Origin of the sequence: Bradyrhizobium sp. USDA 223 (genome assembly GCF_044909005.1) — a bacterium.
Taxonomy (GTDB): domain Bacteria; phylum Pseudomonadota; class Alphaproteobacteria; order Rhizobiales; family Xanthobacteraceae; genus Bradyrhizobium; species Bradyrhizobium yuanmingense.
In genome coordinates, this window is sequence record NZ_JBIYDR010000001.1 from 2386971 (window position 1) to 2402349 (window position 15379).

Below are 15379 nucleotides of genomic sequence, written 5' to 3' on the forward strand. Positions count from 1 at the left end.
GGCGCGCTTCCTCTTCTCTCTGATCCGGAGTTGTCATGATCCGAATTCTCGCAGTTCTTGCCGCGCTTCTGTTCGCGGTACCGGCGGTGGCGCAGCAATTGCCGGCAAATCTCGACAAGGCCAACGCCATCGTCATCGACAGCACCAAGGGCCGCATCGTCATCAAGCTCAGGACCGACATCGCGCCCCAGCATGCCGAGCGCATCAAGCAGCTCGCGCGCGAGGGCTTCTACAACAACGTGCCGTTCCACCGCGTCATGGACGGCTTCATGGCGCAGACCGGCGATGGCGAGAAATTCAACGGCACCGGCGGCTCGAAATACCCGAACCTGAAGCAGGAATTCTCCAAGGTGCATTTTGCCCGCGGCATCGTCGGCATGGCCCGACGCGGCGACAGCGTCGACAGCGCCAACTCGCAGTTCTTCATCATGTTCGCCGACGGCGGCAGCCTCGACGGCCAGTACACCGTGATCGGCGAGGTGGTGCAGGGCATGGACGTCGTCGACAAGCTCAAGAAGGCGCCCGCCGGCTCGCCCGGCGGCTCTGTCACCGATCCCGACAAGATGGTGAAGGTGCAGGTCGCCTCAGACATCAAATAGGCGGGGGCCATGGCGCGCCGCGGTGGCAGGCTCCTGCTGGTTGCCGTGGTGCTGCTGCTCGCCACCTCCCGTGCGGCCGTGGAGGCCGCCCAGGTCGACACGATCCAGGACATCTTCCGGCACCTGCGCACCTGCTGGAGACCGCCGTCGCCGGCGAGGGCCCGCCCACTCGACATCACCGTCCTCGTGAGCTTTAACCGGGCCGGAAACATTCTGGGCCATCCGAGGATTACCTATGAATCCGCGGAGGCCTCCGACAATGACCGGCTGCAATACCGGATCGCGGTGATGGAGGCGTTGCAACGCTGCACGCCGGTGCCATTTACCGATGCAATGGCCGGCGCCGCCGCGGGACGTCCATTCGCGATCCAGTTCCGCAGCCGCAAGACGTCACCCGAGAAGACTTCACCCCCAACGCAAGAGAGACGAGCATGAGCGTCACCGAAAACACCCTGATCCTCGAGACCACGCAGGGCCCCGTCACCATCGAAATGCGCCCCGACCTCGCGCCCGGCCATGTCGCGCGCATCAAGGAGCTGGTCCGTGAGGGCTTCTACGACGGCATCGTGTTTCACCGCGTGATCGAGGGCTTCATGGCGCAGACCGGCTGCCCGCACGGCACCGGCACCGGCGGCTCCGGCAAGAAGCTGAAGGCCGAGTTCAACAAGGAGCCGCATGTGCGCGGCACCGCCTCGATGGCCCGCGCCGCCAATCCCGATTCCGGCGACAGCCAGTTCTTCATCTGTTTCGACGACGCCCGCTTCCTCGACAACCAGTACACGGTGTGGGGCAAGGTCACCGAGGGCATGGAGAACGTCGACAAGATCAAGCGCGGCGAGCCGGTGCAGAACCCCGACAAGATCGTCAAGGCGCGGATGGCCGCGGACAAGGAATAGTCACTCGATCCTCATCCTGAGGAGCGCGGAACGCGCGTCTCGAAGGATGAAGGCCCCACTGCTGCAACCCGGCCTTCATGGTTCGAGACGGCGCTAAGCGCCTCCTCACCATGAGGGTCTGGCTGTGTCGCGCCAAGCCTGCTCATGCGCACCGATCTCTTCGATTTCGATCTGCCGCCCGAGCGCATCGCTTTGCGCCCGGCGAGCCCGCGCGATTCCGCGAGGATGCTGGTCGTCGAGAATGGCGCGCTGCGCGACCAGATCATTTCCGACCTGCCGCAATGGCTGAAGCCCGGCGACCAGCTCGTCGTCAACGACACCAAGGTGATTGCGGCGCAATTGAAGGGTCGCCGCATCGGCCGCGACACCGAGCCGAAGATCGAGGCGACACTGATCAAGCGTCTCGACGGCTCGCGCTGGCAGGCGCTGGTGAAGCCGGCCAAGAAGCTCGCCCCCGGCGACCGCATCCGCTTTGGCAACGAAGGCAAGGTCTGCCTGCTCGGTCATCTCGACGCCGAGGTCGAGGCCAAGGGCACCGAGGGCGAGGTGACGCTGGCGTTCTCGTTCCACGGCCCGGCGCTGGACCAGGCCATCGCCGATCTCGGCAGCCCGCCGCTGCCGCCCTACATCGCCTCCAAGCGCACGCCAGACGATCAGGACCTCGCTGATTACCAGACCATGTTCGCGGCGAGTGAAGGCGCAGTTGCAGCGCCAACCGCGGGACTGCATTTCACGCCGGCGCTGGAACAGTCGTTGCGCGACCGCGGCGTTGCCCTCAACCGCGTGACGCTGCATGTCGGGGCAGGGACGTTCCTGCCGGTCAAGGTCGACGACACCGACGGCCACAAGATGCACGCCGAGTGGGGCACGATCTCGGCCGAAACGGCGGAGCGGCTCAACGTTGCGCGGAAGAACGGCGGCCGCATCGTTGCGGTCGGCACGACGTCGTTGCGGCTGCTCGAAAGCGCCGCGAGCGAGGACGGCACGATCCAGCCATTCGCAGCCGAGACGTCGATCTTCATCACGCCCGGCTACCGCTTCCGCGCGGTCGACGCGCTGATAACCAATTTCCACCTGCCGAAGTCGACGCTGTTCATGCTGGTGTCGGCCTTCTCGGGGCTCGCGACGATGAAGCAGGCCTATGCGCACGCGATCGCGCAGGGCTATCGCTTCTATTCGTATGGCGATGCGTGTTTGCTGTTTCGGGCCGAGCGGTAGGGTGGGTTAGCCGCAAGGCGTAACCCACCACTGCTCGTCTCCGCGGAAGCGAAGAGGTGGATTACGCCTTCGGCCAATCCACCCTACGCAACCTTCGTTACGCCATCACCCGCTGCGGCAGGAGTTCCGCGATCTGCACCGCATTCAGCGCCGCGCCCTTGAGCAGCTGATCGGCCGCCACGAACATCGAGATCGAGTGCCCGGTGGGGTCGCTGAGATCCTTGCGGATGCGGCCGACCAGGACGTCGTCCTGGCCCGAGGCGTCGATCGGCATCGGGAAGTAGTTCTTGGCGCGGTCGTCGACCACCTTCACGCCGGGCGCCTGCGCCATGATGGCACGGACCTGGTCCTCGCTGATCGGCTTCTCGCATTCGAAGGTGATGGCTTCGCAATGGGCGCGCAGCACCGGCACACGCACGCAGGTGACGCCGACGGCGATGCTGTCGTCCTCGAAGATCTTGCGGGTCTCCTTGATGACCTTGGTCTCTTCGTCGTTGTAGCCGGTCTCGGGGTCGATGGCGGTGTTGTGGTTGAACAGATTGAAGGCGTAGGGGTGCGGCATCACCTTGGGCGTATAGACCTGCCCGTTGAGGTTGGCGCGGGTGGATTCGACGAGCTCCTCCATCGCGGCGGCGCCGGCGCCGCTGGCCGCCTGATAGGTCGAGATGATCACGCGCTTGATGCGGTTGTGCTGGTGGATCGGCCACAGCGGCACCAGGGCGGTGATCGCGGCGCAGTTCGGGTTGGCAATGATGCCCTTGTGGTCGCGGATGCGGCTCGCGTTGATCTCGGGGATCACCAGCGGCACGTTCGGATCCATGCGGAAGGCCGAGGAATTGTCGACCACGATGGCGCCGGCCTTCACCGCGATCGGCGCATACTTCCTTGAGATGCTGCCGCCGGCGGAGAACAGCGCGATATCGACGCCGTCGAAGGAGCGCTCGGTCAATTCCTCGATGACCACGCTCTGCCCGCGGAACGACACCGTCTTGCCGGCCGAGCGGGCGCTCGCCAGTGCCTTGAGCTTGCCGACGCGAAAGCCGCGCTTGTCCATGGTGGCGATGAATTCGGCGCCCACCGCGCCGGTGACGCCGACAATCGCGACGACGGGATCGTTGCTCACTTTGTCCTCCGTTGCATTGAGAATTTAGACAACAAAAAAGCCCCGGACCATCGAGGGCGGGGCTTGCCGTAGAGCTGATGCGTTTAAGTCGACGACCTACGCGCGCACGCCTCCCCGGGCCCCTTCGGCCGTGGTGGTTTTGGTCGTGCGTTTGGTGGTCGTGAACATGGCGGCGACTTATGCGGGAGAGTTTTGCGGCCGTCAATGGCTTTTCGGTCCGGACGATGCCGGGGGCAGCCTGCCGCTATTTGGCACCCGCTATTTCCCCTGGCGCCCGGCGGCTCCAGGGTGACCTCCTTGAGGTCGTCGCCGCTGACGACGACGATCGAGAAGTTCAGCCGGCCGCGTTCACGGACCAGCCCGCCGCTGATGGCCTTGCCCGCGGCGGCACGCTCGGCGACGCGCACGGCATCGGAGAGGCGGTGCCTGATCGCACCCAGCGCTGCGAGGTTGCTACGGTCCTCGCGGTCGAGCTCGGTGAGGGGCAGGGCGGCTTCCCCGCCGACCAGTTCGCCGGTCGAAGCATTGATGGTGTGGCGCCAGATCCGGTCGTTGTGCAGGGTCTTCACCCGGTAGACCGGCACGCCCGAGCCGCCGTCGAAGCTCACATCGGCAGTGGTGGCGCCGGCATGGCGGGCTTCGGCAATCGCCATGGCCTGGCTGATTGTGATCGAGGAGCTGCGGAATCGCTCTATTTCGCGGCTGACTGCCTGGCGGTCCGCTTCGGCATCACCATCTGTGTCGCTGTGAAGCGCGGTCGGCGTGCTCGCGGTCACGACAGCCTGTGCCGGCGCGGCGATGAGCAGCGCGGGCAATGCGATCGCAAGCAGGTGCGAGGTCCATCGTTTGGCAGTCGTCATGCTCGAAACCCTCGGCCAGCGAGTGTGCCGGATGATCGTAAAGAATTCGCGGCCGGCCTTGGGCATCGGCCGGCCGCGGAGCGCCGCGGCAGGCTGTACCCGGCGCGGCGATCTGGGTGATACGGGCCTCCTTTGGGGCTGGTGAAAAAAGCGGTCCGCATCGCCTTATAACTAAACCATACCGTATCGTTTTATTTCGGTCAATGACGCCGCACCGTCGCCCCTTGGGGAAAGCACGCAAGCTCACGGAATTGTCAGCGGGAGGAGCGGCGCCGTGGCGCGAGTTTCGAGGTGTCCTGGACGCGGTCGGCAGGTCCCAGCGCGCCGGCCAGGAACAGCTTGATCGCCGCGCGCATGCGCTTCTCGGCAGCCTTCAGCTCCAGCGCCGTTCCGAACGTCGCCATACGATGGGTGTGGCCGACGACGACGTCGAGGAACACCTCGGCTGCGATGGTGGTGTCGTCGACATCGAGCGCGCCTTGCGCCACCAGATGGTCGAAGAAGCGCGCCGTGGTGGCGACGGCCTTCAGCCAGCCTTCCTCCTTGCCGAGCTTGGCGACGTCGGGGAAGTTGATCGCCTGTGCCGTCATCATGCGGCTGAAGGCGACGGCATCCGGGCCGCAGGTGAAGGTCAGCATCTCGCGTCCGATCTCGACCAGCCGCTGCTCGACCGGGATGTTCGAGGCGCTGGAGAGCTGCGTCTCCGCCGCCGCCGACAGCGGCGCAAGCCAGCGTTCGATCTCGCGCCTCAGCACGGCCGCGAACAGGCCGCGCTTGTCGCCATAGCGGGAATAGACGGTGGGCTTGCTGACCCGCGCAGCTTCCGCGACCGCATCGAGCGAGGTCGCATCGAAGCCGCGGTCCAGGAACAGGCGGGTGGCGACCTCGATCAGCCGCAGATCGCGCTCGATCGCAGCAGTCTTCGTCGGCCGGCCACCGCGCGATTTCGGTACCTCGCGCCGTGGCGCTGCCGGTCTTGTCCTGGTCGCAGTCAATCCCATGCCCAATGATTCCTGCGCGGTCGTGATATCGGTCATTCGCTCTATATCGCGCAGGAGCGGAAGCGTCATCGCGAATCTGGCCGAATTGGCCATATCGTCAACGGTTTCGGTATTGCCTCGTTCCGTCACGAGGGATCACGGCAGCGTCGAGGACCAGGCCTGGCCGGATGCAGCCTTCTCGTATCCGTACTGATACAGCGCCCGCATATAGCCGGTATCGAATCCTTCCGACGGCGGGGCGGGATAGTCGCGCGCGATGTAGGAAAGATGGAAGCCCAGCCGGTTGCGCTTGGCGAAATCGTAGGTCGAGAAGATGATCGAGCGCGTCTGCGATTGGGTGATCGCCGACAAGCTGCGTGAAGCGACGTCGATGGTGCCATTGGACACCAGCTCGAAATTGCGTTCGATCTTCTTGTTGACGAGGATGTAGATGTCCATCCTCGCATTGCCGGGCAGACGGCCGCTCTGGAACAGCAGAGCTTCCGGCAAGGTCAGCACCGGCGCGGTCACGCCGCCGTCGACATGCATCTCCTGAAACTTGCGGCCCCCGCCTTCGGCGTCGATCATGATGGGCGGAAACACCAGGGGAATGCTGGCGGAGGCTGCCATCACGTCGCGAAACAGCTTGAGCGCCTCGGGCGTTCCGACCGCGGCAATCCTGCCCATGTCCCAGATCGCGGTGCGCTGCGTGTCGAGGTCGGTCGTCACCACCAAGAGCCTGCGGCCCTTGGCATTCTCGCGCGCGACCTGCGCCATGATCTCGGGTCCGACATAGCGTGCGACGAGCTCGCGCAGCCTGGTGTTGCCGAATAGGCCGGATCCGAACAGCACGCGCATGATGCTGGGATCGTTCAGGAGACTCTCCGCGATACCGCTGGTGTAGACCTCCTTCAGCGTGTCGTCATATTGCGGTCCGAGAAACGCGAACGGTGCGATCAGGCCGCCGGTGCTGACGCCCGAGACGACCGAGAAGCTGGGGCGGGTTCGGGTCGCGGTCCAGCCGGCGAGCACGCCGACGCCGTAGGCGCCGTCAGCGCCGCCGCCGGAGAGCGCCAGATAGGTTCTCGTGGCAGTGCTGTTGTCCTTCTCGAAGCTGAACTTGGTGACCGGCTCGTCGGCGTAGCGCCGCAGACCCTCGATATCGAGCACGCGCGACGTGCTCGCCTCCGCGGCGGTATAGGGCGTGCGGGGCAGGGAGGTGCAGGCGCCGAGCGCCAGGCTGCAGATCAGGAGCACTAATCCGATCAGGCCGACACCAGTCTGCCTGATCCGGTCACGCGAGGAGACGGATGCGTCGGTCGAACACGAAGGGTACGGCATTGTCGGTGGCTGGCGATCACGTATCTACCGCCGCCGGCAAGTTCGCCGCGGCATCTCGTCCAGCCCCACGTACAAAACTACACTGTATCGTTTCGTTTGACAAGGGCGCGGCGTACGATCCTTGTGTGGTCGGTGTCCCAGTCTGATGCACGAACCGGCCCAAGCGCGGTCGGCGGGTTGATCAGCCTGCTCCGACACGCAATAAGCACCGCCATGAATCCCGACAATGACCTTCCCAATCACTTTGAGTTGCTCGCCACCGACGGGGCCGCGCGCACCGGGCGGCTGACCACCCCGCATGGCGTGGTGCGGACCCCGGCCTTCATGCCGGTCGGCACCGCCGGTGCCATGAAGGGCATGCACTGGCGCGAGGTGCGCGATGCCGGCGCCGACATCGTGCTCGGCAACACCTACCATCTGATGCTGCGTCCAAGCGCCGAGCGGATCGCGGCGCTCGGCGGCTTGCAGACGTTCACAGGCTGGAACGGACCGATGTTGACGGATTCCGGCGGCTTTCAGGTGATGTCGCTGGCGGATTTGCGCAAGGTCAGCGAGCACGCCGTCACGTTCCGCTCGCACATCGACGGCGCCAAGGTCGAGCTGTCGCCGGAGCGGTCGATCGAGGTGCAGCGTTTGCTCGGCTCCGACATCGCCATGCAGATGGATGAATGCGTGCGGTTGCCTGCCGAGCGCGCCGACATCGAGCGCGCGATGCAATTGTCGCTGCGTTGGGCGGAGAGAAGCAAGCGCGCCTTCGCGAGCGCCCCGGATGGCTACATGCTGTTCGGCATCGTGCAGGGCGGCGACGTGCCCGAGCTACGACACGCGAGCGCGCAAGGCCTGGTCGGGATCGGCTTCCATGGCTATGCGATCGGCGGGCTCGCCGTCGGCGAACCGCAGGCGGTCATGCTGGCGATGATCGACGAGACCGCGCCGCTGCTTCCGAAGCAGCGGCCACGCTATCTAATGGGCGTCGGCACGCCCGATGACATCCTCGAAGCGGTGAGGCGCGGCATCGACATGTTCGACTGCGTGATGCCGACCCGCAACGGCCGGCACGGCGTCGCCTTCACGCGCCACGGCCAGGTCAATTTGCGCAACGCGCGCCATGCGGACGATCCGCGTCCGCTCGATGAAGAGAGCTCATGGCCGTCGACGCGGAACTGCGCGCGCGCCTATCTCCATCATCTCGTCAAGGCGGGCGAGACGCTGGGCGCGATGCTGCTGTCCGAGATCAATGTCGCGTACTACCAGTCCCTGATGCAGGGCATCAGGGACGCGATCGCACAAGGAAATTTCGAGGAGTTCTATCAGCGTACGCGCGCGGACTGGGCGAGGGGCGATATCGCCCCGCGCTAGATCAATGGTCCAAACTCAGTTGCACACGAGCCGCCGCTTCACGGCATGCTTGGTCACGAAGCCGTAGCCGCAATTGTCGCACGTCCAGAGATAGCTGATGATGTGGTCCGAGACGTAGGCAGACGCTTCAGCGGCGACCATGGAGTCGGCGCAGACGGGACAGGTCGGCAACTCGCTGCAACGCGGATCACGCCTTAGCGCTACGGTCGACATCACTTCAGCAACCGCTGACATCGTGGTGACCTCCCTGCTTTCTAGACCTAAGTCTAACATAAGCAGAATCAGTTGACGAGGTCGCAACACAAATGCGTTGGTTTTCTGCTAATTAAAGCTCACGCGATTTTGCGATGCAGCGTATTTAACATGTGCTGCATTGCCGCTTGCGCGTCGCCGCAAGCTGTCCGTAACTGCGCAAGGCCGCGACAGACGTGCAGATCGTCGCCACAGGGAGTTCATCATGGACGCATCGTCCAACACGGGTGCAGCGCACCAACCCGGCCGTGGCCGGATCTATGACTCGATCGTCGATGCCTTTGGCAACACGCCCATCGTGCGCTTGCGCCGGCTGCCCGGTATGCACGACGTGAACGCGACCATTTTGGCAAAACTTGAATATTTCAATCCTGCCGCGAGCGTGAAGGACCGTATCGGAGCGGCCATGATCATCGCGATGGAGAAGGCGGGCATCGTCAAGCCGGACACCGTGCTGATCGAGCCGACCTCCGGCAATACCGGCATTGCGCTCGCCTTCGTGGCGGCTTCCCGCGGCTACCGGCTCAAGCTGGTGATGCCGGAATCGATGTCGATCGAGCGACGCAAGATGCTGGCCTTTCTCGGCGCGGAGCTGGTGCTGACGCCGGCGGCGCAGGGCATGAAGGGTGCCATCGCGGCCGCCGAGGAGCTCTTGAAGACGACGCCGAATTCAGTGATGCCGCAGCAGTTCAAGAACCTCGCCAATCCGGAGGTGCACCGCCGCACCACCGCGGAGGAGATCTGGAGCGACACCGGCGGCAGCATCGACTTCTTTGTGGCCGGCGTCGGCACCGGCGGCACGATCACCGGCGTCGGCCAGGTGCTCAAGCCGCGCAAGCCGGGCTTGCGTGTGGTTGCGGTCGAGCCGGAGGAGAGCCCGGTGCTCTCGGGGGGACAGCATACTCCCCACAAGATCCAAGGCATCGGTGCCGGCTTCGTCCCTGACATCCTCGACCGCTCCGTGATCGATGAGATCGTGAAGATCAACTCGACCACGGCGATCGAGACCTCGCGCGCGCTGGCGCGGCATGAGGGCATTCCGGGCGGCATCTCCTCAGGCGCTGCGATCGCCGCCGCGCTCGAGATCGGCAAGCGGCCGGAAGCTTCCGGGAAGACCATCCTGGCGATCGTGCCGTCCTTCTCCGAGCGGTATCTTTCGACGGCTCTGTTTGAGGGAATCTAGGACATGGCGGATCAAACGAGACGGCCGCGCACGCTGGGCGATGCCAGGACCGAGGCCGAGGCGGCGTTCAAGAAGGTAACGGCCAAGGTCGCCGCCGCGCCGCCCAAGCAAAACGCCGTGCCCGGCATCAAGGAGCAGGTCACGCTGCGCATCGACCAGGACGTGCTGGAGTTCTTCCAGGAGGGCGGTCCCGGCTGGCAGGATCGCATCAACGAGGCGCTGCGCAAGGTGGCAGGGAAGTAGGCTCCGACCGGACACGTCCGACCAGCGGCGTCTCTCCGCAGACTGTGACATCCGTTTGGCGCACATCTCTATCATCGTCGTTGCGAGGAGCTCTTGCGACGAAGCAATCCAGGCTGTCACCGCGGAGAGATTCTGGATTGCTTCGTTGCGCTCGCAATGACGGAGTACGCGGCAGCATCATCGCACCAACGAAAAAGCCCGGCGCGAGCCGGGCTTTTTGCATTGTCGATCTCGTTTCGACTCAACGACGGAACATGCCGCCCATCATGCCGCCGACGACGCCGCCGACGAAGGCCGCACCGGCAGCATCGCCGGGATTGCTGCGTGGCTGGGGAGCCGGTGCCGGCGCGCTGCTCTGAGCCGGGGCGGTGGCGGCGCGCCGAGCCGGCTTCTGGCTGCCGTCGCTCGCCGTTGCCGGGGCAGCCACGATTTCCGAGAGCAGGGCCTTGTGCTGGTGCTTGTTGAGGTAGCCTGACGACGGGTAGCCGCGCGCCGTCTGCCAGCGCTTGAGCACGGACCGCGTTTCGTCGTTGAATACGCCGGTCTGGTTGGTGTCGAAGCCGAGCGCCGTGAGTCGACGCTGCACGTCGCGACGCTTGTTCTTGTCGAGACCGATTTGGTCCTCGGTCACTTGGGTAGCCTCATCCGTGAAGGTGGCGGGATCGACGCCGGCATTGAGCGTGCGGGTCGCGGTCGAGGGGCCGCTCTTGATCGCCGCCAGCCGCGCCAGCGCCAGCGCCTTGAACTGGCCGTTCGGGTAAGCGGTGAGGTAGGCATTGAGCTCCTCGGCCTTGTTGGACTCCTTGACCGAGCGCCAGTATTCGAGCTCGACACCGTCCGAGCTTCCGGTCGCCGCCGGCACGATGCCGGTCGCGGTCGGGGCCGCAGCGGCGACCTGGGTGGTCGGCGCCTGATTGAGATAGACGGAGCCGGTCAGATTGGTGTGGCCCCAGGGCAGCTGGCCCTTGCGGGTCTCTTCATTGACCTGAGCGCGCACCGACGTCATGGCCTGCTGGATCTCGACGCCGGGCTTGGTGATGTTGTCGATCAACGCCCGCGTGAACGGGCTGTTGTTGCCCTCCTGGCCGTCGAGCGCGGTCTGGCCCGGGCCGGTGGCGAACGCGATCAGCGTTCCTTCGCCGGACTTCATCTCGGCGAGGCCGCTCTGGACGTTGACGCTGCGCGTCGCCGAATTCGACTTGATCTTGGCGGCGAACGGATTGTCGCGGCAGGCATCGAGGAAGACGAGCTTGACCTTGGCATCGCCCATGGTCTGCTCGAGAGTCAGGTCGATGTTGATGGCGGCGCCCAGCTTGACGTCCATCTCCGACTTGATGTCGGCGTCGACGGGCAGCAGGTAATTGGTGCCGCTGACGGCGATGCCGTGGCCGGCATAATAGAACAGCGCGATATCGGAGCCTTGCGCCTTGCGGCCGAAATCAAGCAGCTTCTCGGTCATCTGGTCGCGGCTGAGATTGGAGCCTTCGATCACCTCGAAGCCGACATTGCGTAGCGTGGCCGCCATCGCCTTGGCGTCGATCGGCGGGTTCGGCAATTGTGCGACATTCTTGTAGGAGCCGTTGCCGACCACGAAAGCGACGCGGCGATCAGCCTTGGCGGCACTGACTGACAGCGCCATGCACATCAGCGAAGCGAGGAGGGTGAGATAGCGCATTCTGAAATCCCCAGAATCGAATTGCAGGCAGCAACAGATCGGCAAAGAACCTACACGAAGTGCCCGACTTCGCGCCACCAAAACGGCAGTCCGTTGCGTTCAACCCGCTGCTGTGTGGCCGAATGTGCACGATGGAGTGTCGCTCCAACGTGATCCAAATCACACGGCCACTTGGTTTTGTCGCGCGAGGCGGCGCGAGGTTCACCTGGCGCGGGCGGGAACCGACGAAGCGGGCTTCAAATTGAGTAAATTGCCAAACAGGATCAGCGCGGCGCCGAGCACGGTCCAGGAGTCGAGCCGCTCGGAATACAACAGCCAACCGGCAGTTGCAGTCAGTGGAACCCGCAGGAAGTCCATCGGCACCACGATCGTCGCGTCGGCGTAGCGCATCGCACTGGCCAGGCAATAATGTGAGAACGTGCCGCAGACGGCGATCACGCCGACCCAGCCCCAGACATAGAGCGACGGCCAGGTCCAGACCATCAGCGCCGGAATGAAGCCCGCAACCGACTGCACCACCAGCATCCAGAACAGGATCGAGAGCGCGCTCTCGGTGCGGGTCAGCGATTTGACCAGCGCCATCGCGACGCCAAATCCCATGGCGGCGCCAAGCGCGATGAGCTGCCCTGGATTGATCTCCCCGGTCGAGGGGCGGACAATGACGATAACGCCGACGAGGCCGAGCACGATGGCGGCGATCTTCCATGGCGTCATCCGCTCGGACAGGAAGCTCGCCGCGAGGACGGCCGTCCAGATCGGCATGGTGAACTCGATTGCCACCACCTGGCCGATCGGAATCAGTGTCAGTGCGAAGAACCAGCCGAGCTGGGCAACATAGTGCACCAAATTGCGGCCGACATGCTGCGGCAGGCGCGATGTCTTGAGCACCTTCCAGCCGCCGGCGCGGTAGATGATCGGTGAGAGCAAGACGAAGCCGGCCAGCGACCTCATTTCCATGATCTGAAAAACATTCAGCTCGCGCGTGGTCTCGCGCCCGGCCACCGCCATGATCAGCATCAGCGACAGCCAGCCGGCCATCCACAGTGCAGCCATCATTTTCGACGGTGTGGTGCTCATCTGCGGCGGATGTGGACGGATAGACCGAGGAGGGGCGGCCGGTATCGGCGACATTGCCGCCGTTTGCAACGGCCAAATCTGTGGATGCAGCGATGCTGGGCTGCATGCTAAGGCAATCAGCGAACAACGACAAAGATCGGGAGGCATTGCCCATGCGCATCTTGCAGCCGGCCGAGTGGAAAAAACCGCGCGGCTTTTCCCATGGCGTCGTGACCGAGGGGCCGGGCCGGTGGGTGGTACTCGCCGGCCAAACCGGGGGCGACGAGGCCGGCAGTTACGATCCCGACATGGCAGCCCAGGTCGCGACGGCGCTGAAGCGGATCGTCAAGCTGCTGGCCGAGGCCGGTGCCGGCCCCGAGCACATCGTCCGCCTGACCTGGTACCTGACCAGCCGCGCCGAGTACGAAGCGGCAGGTGCCGGCATTGGCGCGGCCTGGAAGGAAACGCTCGGCCGCAATTTTCCGCCCTCGACGCTGCTCTATATCGGAGGCCTCGTGGACGAGCGTGCCAAGGTCGAGATCGAGGTCACCGCGTACGTGCCCGGCCCATAAAAAAATCGATCCGGCGCGGGCGCCGGATCGACTGTCGCGTCAACTTGCGTCTTATTTCGACATCGAGATGTTCGCGCCGCGGAATTGACTGTCCGCGCGCATCGTGACGTTCTGCTTGTTGCCGGACGTCTTGAGAGAGATGTTGGCGTTGAAGCCCGCGGTTGAGGCCACCAGCTCGTAGCTTCCGCCGCTGCCGCGGCCCTGGAGCGAACCGGAGATATTGCGGCTGGTCTCGGACCAACTGCCTGCAATGGCGCCGCCTTCGGCCTTCACGTTGGCGCCGAGGTTGAATTTGTAGGCATCGCTGGCACAGGTCAGCGACATCTCCATGGTCGGTCCGATCGGAGCGTATTTGGCCCGGCAGCGGATCCGCTCGGTCGAGCCGTCATCGAGCGTAACCGTGCCACCGCCGCTCCAGCTGCCCGCCAGCGGGGCGAACGGGCCGGACTGGGCCTTGCTTTGGGTGGTAGCGATCCCCGCCGTAAACAAAACGGCGGCCGCAATCAGCAGCCGCCGGTTCCGGGCGCGAGCCTCAATTGGTTTATTGACGCGATGCTTCCCACCGCCCGCTGCACGGTATGCCTGCAGATGCTCCATTCCACTTCCCCGATCCGGCGTTGCCGCTGAGTTGACCGTTGGCATATGCACCATTGATCGAAACTTTCACAAGTCCCCCGCTGCCGATGGTGCCGGAAACGTTAGCGCCGGGCGCGGTGATCTTGCCGTCGGCAACCGTCAGCATCGAGCTTGCGGTCGGCTCGCACGAACCGGTCTTGGTCACGATGGTGACTTGCCAATTGCCGTCATAGGGATTCTGGGCGAACGCGGGGGCGGCGAGGGTGCCAGCGAGAACTGGGGCGGCACAGAACACCGCAATGCGACCAAAACGCATGAATTCGTCCTTGAATGTGTCTGAGTTGCTGACGCTTATTCGGACGAAATGTGACGGAAATTTGTTGCGATGCCAAAGCGAAAATTGTTCCTTTGGGAACAATGGTTTATTTGCGCTTTTGGCTCCAATTTCCGAAGCAGAATCAAGAGCGCCGCACGTTAAGGGTAAACGTCAGGACGACTCGGAAAGAGCTTGCTCCAGGAGACTTCGGCTCAGAGGGCTGGCTCAGAGGGGCTTGGCTCAGGAGAGGCTGGGCGCGGAGGTCGCGAACTGCTCGTCCTGGACTTTGGCGGGTAGCGCCTTGTGGACCTTGGCGTAATCGATCACATCGGCCAGCAGCTTGAGCCCGAGCGGCGCCAGCGCGCGCTCCCAAAGCTCTCGTGCGGTCTCGCCCTTCTTGACGAAGCACCAGTCCTGGGCGGCGATCGCGCCGGCATCCATGCGGTCGGCGAGATGGTAGATCGTGCCGCCGGCGATCGGGTCGCCTTCCTTGATGGTCCATTCCACCGCGGCCTTGCCGCGGTGGCGCGGCAGCAGCGATGGATGATAGCCGATCCCGCCGAGCCTGGCGGCGGCGAGCGCATCCTTGCCGATCCTGGCATGGCTGTGCGCTGTGATGATCAGATCGGTATCCGGGGCGATCTCGGAGGCCACCACCAGCTTGGGATTGGCTTGCACCTGCACCTCGATGCCCGCCGCCTTGGCCGCCGCGGCAAGGCGGTCATCGGCGTCCGCCACCACGATCCGGACGACCGAGACGCTGTGCTCCCGGAGCATGTTCAGGGTGGTCACGCCAAAATGGCGGGAGCCGACGAGGGTAATTCGCATGGGTGTCCGATCCGTCTCGCAACTGCGTCATCCCCCGATAACACGTCCCCGTGCCCTGTCACCACCCGCGCAGCGTTTGCGTGGGTTATCAACAATGCGCCGGGCGCCGCTTGCGCGAACGCCGGGATTCGCACTGTCCGGTGCTTCCATTCGGGCATGACACCGGCTCGGGAGCGAAGGCATGCGCAGCGTCGGGTTTCTCCTTGTCGCGACACTGCTGGCGGCCACATCGGCCCAAGCTGGCGGGCCTTACCCGGCGGTCCCGGCCCGAGACCGGCGTCGCGCCATCGGTGGGGCCGATC

The 15379-nt window shown here is 64.6% G+C and carries 17 protein-coding genes and 1 pseudogene; 8 read left to right on the forward strand and 10 right to left on the reverse strand.

The window, feature by feature from the left end:
* Positions 1–35: 35 nt before the first annotated feature.
* From ABIA40_RS10925 to queA, 4 genes are all read left to right on the forward strand, one after another.
* Positions 36–599: a peptidylprolyl isomerase gene (locus ABIA40_RS10925; protein WP_271537917.1), complete on the forward strand. Its 564-nt coding sequence runs from the start codon at positions 36–38 to the stop codon at positions 597–599.
* A 9-nt stretch (positions 600–608) separates the two neighbouring features.
* Positions 609–1034 carry a hypothetical protein gene (locus ABIA40_RS10930; RefSeq protein WP_271537919.1) on the forward strand — a complete coding sequence of 142 codons (426 nt, stop codon included), beginning with the start codon at positions 609–611 and terminating at the stop codon, positions 1032–1034.
* Positions 1031–1495: a peptidylprolyl isomerase gene (locus ABIA40_RS10935; RefSeq protein WP_018642141.1), complete on the forward strand. Its 465-nt coding sequence runs from the start codon at positions 1031–1033 to the stop codon at positions 1493–1495. Before ABIA40_RS10930 ends, ABIA40_RS10935 begins: the two co-directional genes overlap by 4 nt.
* 144 nt (positions 1496–1639) lie before the next feature.
* A complete protein-coding gene (queA, locus tag ABIA40_RS10940; RefSeq protein ID WP_404540984.1) occupies positions 1640–2713 on the forward strand; it encodes a tRNA preQ1(34) S-adenosylmethionine ribosyltransferase-isomerase QueA in 1074 nt (357 codons plus the stop codon).
* Between the two features lie 97 nt (positions 2714–2810).
* Here the strand turns inward: queA and ABIA40_RS10945 are convergent, their stop codons facing one another.
* The 4 genes and pseudogenes from ABIA40_RS10945 to ABIA40_RS10960 form a co-directional block, all read right to left on the reverse strand.
* A complete protein-coding gene (locus tag ABIA40_RS10945) occupies positions 2811–3836 on the reverse strand; it encodes an aspartate-semialdehyde dehydrogenase (RefSeq protein WP_404540986.1) in 1026 nt (341 codons plus the stop codon).
* 266 nt (positions 3837–4102) lie between these two features.
* Positions 4103–4696, reverse strand: a pseudogene (locus ABIA40_RS10950) (PepSY domain-containing protein); the annotation flags it as partial.
* A 254-nt stretch (positions 4697–4950) separates the two neighbouring features.
* Positions 4951–5697 carry a TetR/AcrR family transcriptional regulator gene (locus tag ABIA40_RS10955; RefSeq protein WP_036012628.1) on the reverse strand — a complete coding sequence of 249 codons (747 nt, stop codon included), beginning with the start codon at positions 5695–5697 and terminating at the stop codon, positions 4951–4953.
* 135 nt (positions 5698–5832) lie between these two features.
* Positions 5833–7017 carry a patatin-like phospholipase family protein gene (locus tag ABIA40_RS10960; protein WP_404540987.1) on the reverse strand — a complete coding sequence of 395 codons (1185 nt, stop codon included), beginning with the start codon at positions 7015–7017 and terminating at the stop codon, positions 5833–5835.
* 213 nt (positions 7018–7230) lie between these two features.
* On the opposite strand from ABIA40_RS10960, the gene tgt reads away from it, so the two are divergent.
* Positions 7231–8376: a tRNA guanosine(34) transglycosylase Tgt gene (tgt, locus tag ABIA40_RS10965; RefSeq protein ID WP_404540989.1), complete on the forward strand. Its 1146-nt coding sequence runs from the start codon at positions 7231–7233 to the stop codon at positions 8374–8376.
* Positions 8377–8391: 15 nt separating this feature from the next.
* On the opposite strand, the gene ABIA40_RS10970 is transcribed toward tgt, so the two are convergent.
* A complete protein-coding gene (locus tag ABIA40_RS10970; RefSeq protein ID WP_036028144.1) occupies positions 8392–8610 on the reverse strand; it encodes a hypothetical protein in 219 nt (72 codons plus the stop codon).
* 223 nt (positions 8611–8833) lie between these two features.
* Between ABIA40_RS10970 and cysK the strand changes: the two genes are divergently transcribed.
* Both cysK and ABIA40_RS10980 read left to right on the forward strand, forming a co-directional pair.
* Positions 8834–9811 carry a cysteine synthase A gene (gene cysK, locus ABIA40_RS10975; RefSeq protein WP_157286050.1) on the forward strand — a complete coding sequence of 326 codons (978 nt, stop codon included), beginning with the start codon at positions 8834–8836 and terminating at the stop codon, positions 9809–9811.
* 3 nt (positions 9812–9814) lie between these two features.
* Positions 9815–10054: a BrnA antitoxin family protein gene (locus ABIA40_RS10980; RefSeq protein WP_157286049.1), complete on the forward strand. Its 240-nt coding sequence runs from the start codon at positions 9815–9817 to the stop codon at positions 10052–10054.
* A gap of 241 nt (positions 10055–10295) precedes the next feature.
* Here the strand turns inward: ABIA40_RS10980 and ABIA40_RS10985 are convergent, their stop codons facing one another.
* Together ABIA40_RS10985 and ABIA40_RS10990 are read right to left on the reverse strand one after the other, a co-directional pair.
* Positions 10296–11729: a caspase family protein gene (locus ABIA40_RS10985; protein ID WP_275509946.1), complete on the reverse strand. Its 1434-nt coding sequence runs from the start codon at positions 11727–11729 to the stop codon at positions 10296–10298.
* Between the two features lie 201 nt (positions 11730–11930).
* Entirely contained in the window at positions 11931–12806 is an 876-nt protein-coding gene (locus ABIA40_RS10990) for a DMT family transporter (protein ID WP_404540992.1), read from the reverse strand.
* Positions 12807–12958: 152 nt separating this feature from the next.
* Between ABIA40_RS10990 and ABIA40_RS10995 the strand changes: the two genes are divergently transcribed.
* Positions 12959–13357, forward strand: a complete 399-nt coding sequence (locus ABIA40_RS10995) for a RidA family protein (protein WP_271537934.1) — start codon at positions 12959–12961, stop codon at positions 13355–13357.
* Positions 13358–13408: 51 nt separating this feature from the next.
* Here the strand turns inward: ABIA40_RS10995 and ABIA40_RS11000 are convergent, their stop codons facing one another.
* From ABIA40_RS11000 to ABIA40_RS11010, 3 genes are all read right to left on the reverse strand, one after another.
* On the reverse strand, positions 13409–13954 hold the full coding sequence (locus ABIA40_RS11000; protein ID WP_271537936.1) for a hypothetical protein: 546 nt from the start codon (positions 13952–13954) through the stop codon (positions 13409–13411).
* Positions 13899–14249: a hypothetical protein gene (locus tag ABIA40_RS11005; RefSeq protein ID WP_157286043.1), complete on the reverse strand. Its 351-nt coding sequence runs from the start codon at positions 14247–14249 to the stop codon at positions 13899–13901. The genes ABIA40_RS11000 and ABIA40_RS11005 overlap by 56 nt, the downstream gene beginning before the upstream one ends.
* Positions 14250–14489: 240 nt before the next feature.
* Positions 14490–15077, reverse strand: coding sequence for a formyltransferase family protein (locus ABIA40_RS11010; RefSeq protein ID WP_404540995.1), 588 nt, complete (start codon positions 15075–15077; stop codon positions 14490–14492).
* Positions 15078–15379: the final 302 nt, after the last annotated feature.

Excerpts from the sequence above, each read along its gene's own strand:
- ABIA40_RS11010 (WP_404540995.1), bottom strand. The coding sequence starts at position 15,077 with ATGCGAATTACCCTCGTCGGCTCCCGCCATTTTGGCGTGACCACCCTG.
- tgt (WP_404540989.1), top strand. The coding sequence starts at position 7,231 with ATGAATCCCGACAATGACCTTCCCAATCACTTTGAGTTGCTCGCCACC.
- ABIA40_RS10960 (WP_404540987.1), bottom strand. The coding sequence starts at position 7,017 with ATGCCGTACCCTTCGTGTTCGACCGACGCATCCGTCTCCTCGCGTGAC.
- ABIA40_RS11005 (WP_157286043.1), bottom strand. The coding sequence starts at position 14,249 with ATGCGTTTTGGTCGCATTGCGGTGTTCTGTGCCGCCCCAGTTCTCGCT.
- ABIA40_RS10925 (WP_271537917.1), top strand. The coding sequence starts at position 36 with ATGATCCGAATTCTCGCAGTTCTTGCCGCGCTTCTGTTCGCGGTACCG.
- cysK (WP_157286050.1), top strand. The coding sequence starts at position 8,834 with ATGGACGCATCGTCCAACACGGGTGCAGCGCACCAACCCGGCCGTGGC.
- ABIA40_RS11000 (WP_271537936.1), bottom strand. The coding sequence starts at position 13,954 with ATGGAGCATCTGCAGGCATACCGTGCAGCGGGCGGTGGGAAGCATCGC.
- ABIA40_RS10935 (WP_018642141.1), top strand. The coding sequence starts at position 1,031 with ATGAGCGTCACCGAAAACACCCTGATCCTCGAGACCACGCAGGGCCCC.
- ABIA40_RS10985 (WP_275509946.1), bottom strand. The coding sequence starts at position 11,729 with ATGCGCTATCTCACCCTCCTCGCTTCGCTGATGTGCATGGCGCTGTCA.
- ABIA40_RS10930 (WP_271537919.1), top strand. The coding sequence starts at position 609 with ATGGCGCGCCGCGGTGGCAGGCTCCTGCTGGTTGCCGTGGTGCTGCTG.
- ABIA40_RS10995 (WP_271537934.1), top strand. The coding sequence starts at position 12,959 with ATGCGCATCTTGCAGCCGGCCGAGTGGAAAAAACCGCGCGGCTTTTCC.
- ABIA40_RS10955 (WP_036012628.1), bottom strand. The coding sequence starts at position 5,697 with ATGGGATTGACTGCGACCAGGACAAGACCGGCAGCGCCACGGCGCGAG.
- queA (WP_404540984.1), top strand. The coding sequence starts at position 1,640 with ATGCGCACCGATCTCTTCGATTTCGATCTGCCGCCCGAGCGCATCGCT.
- ABIA40_RS10970 (WP_036028144.1), bottom strand. The coding sequence starts at position 8,610 with ATGTCAGCGGTTGCTGAAGTGATGTCGACCGTAGCGCTAAGGCGTGAT.
- ABIA40_RS10980 (WP_157286049.1), top strand. The coding sequence starts at position 9,815 with ATGGCGGATCAAACGAGACGGCCGCGCACGCTGGGCGATGCCAGGACC.
- ABIA40_RS10990 (WP_404540992.1), bottom strand. The coding sequence starts at position 12,806 with ATGAGCACCACACCGTCGAAAATGATGGCTGCACTGTGGATGGCCGGC.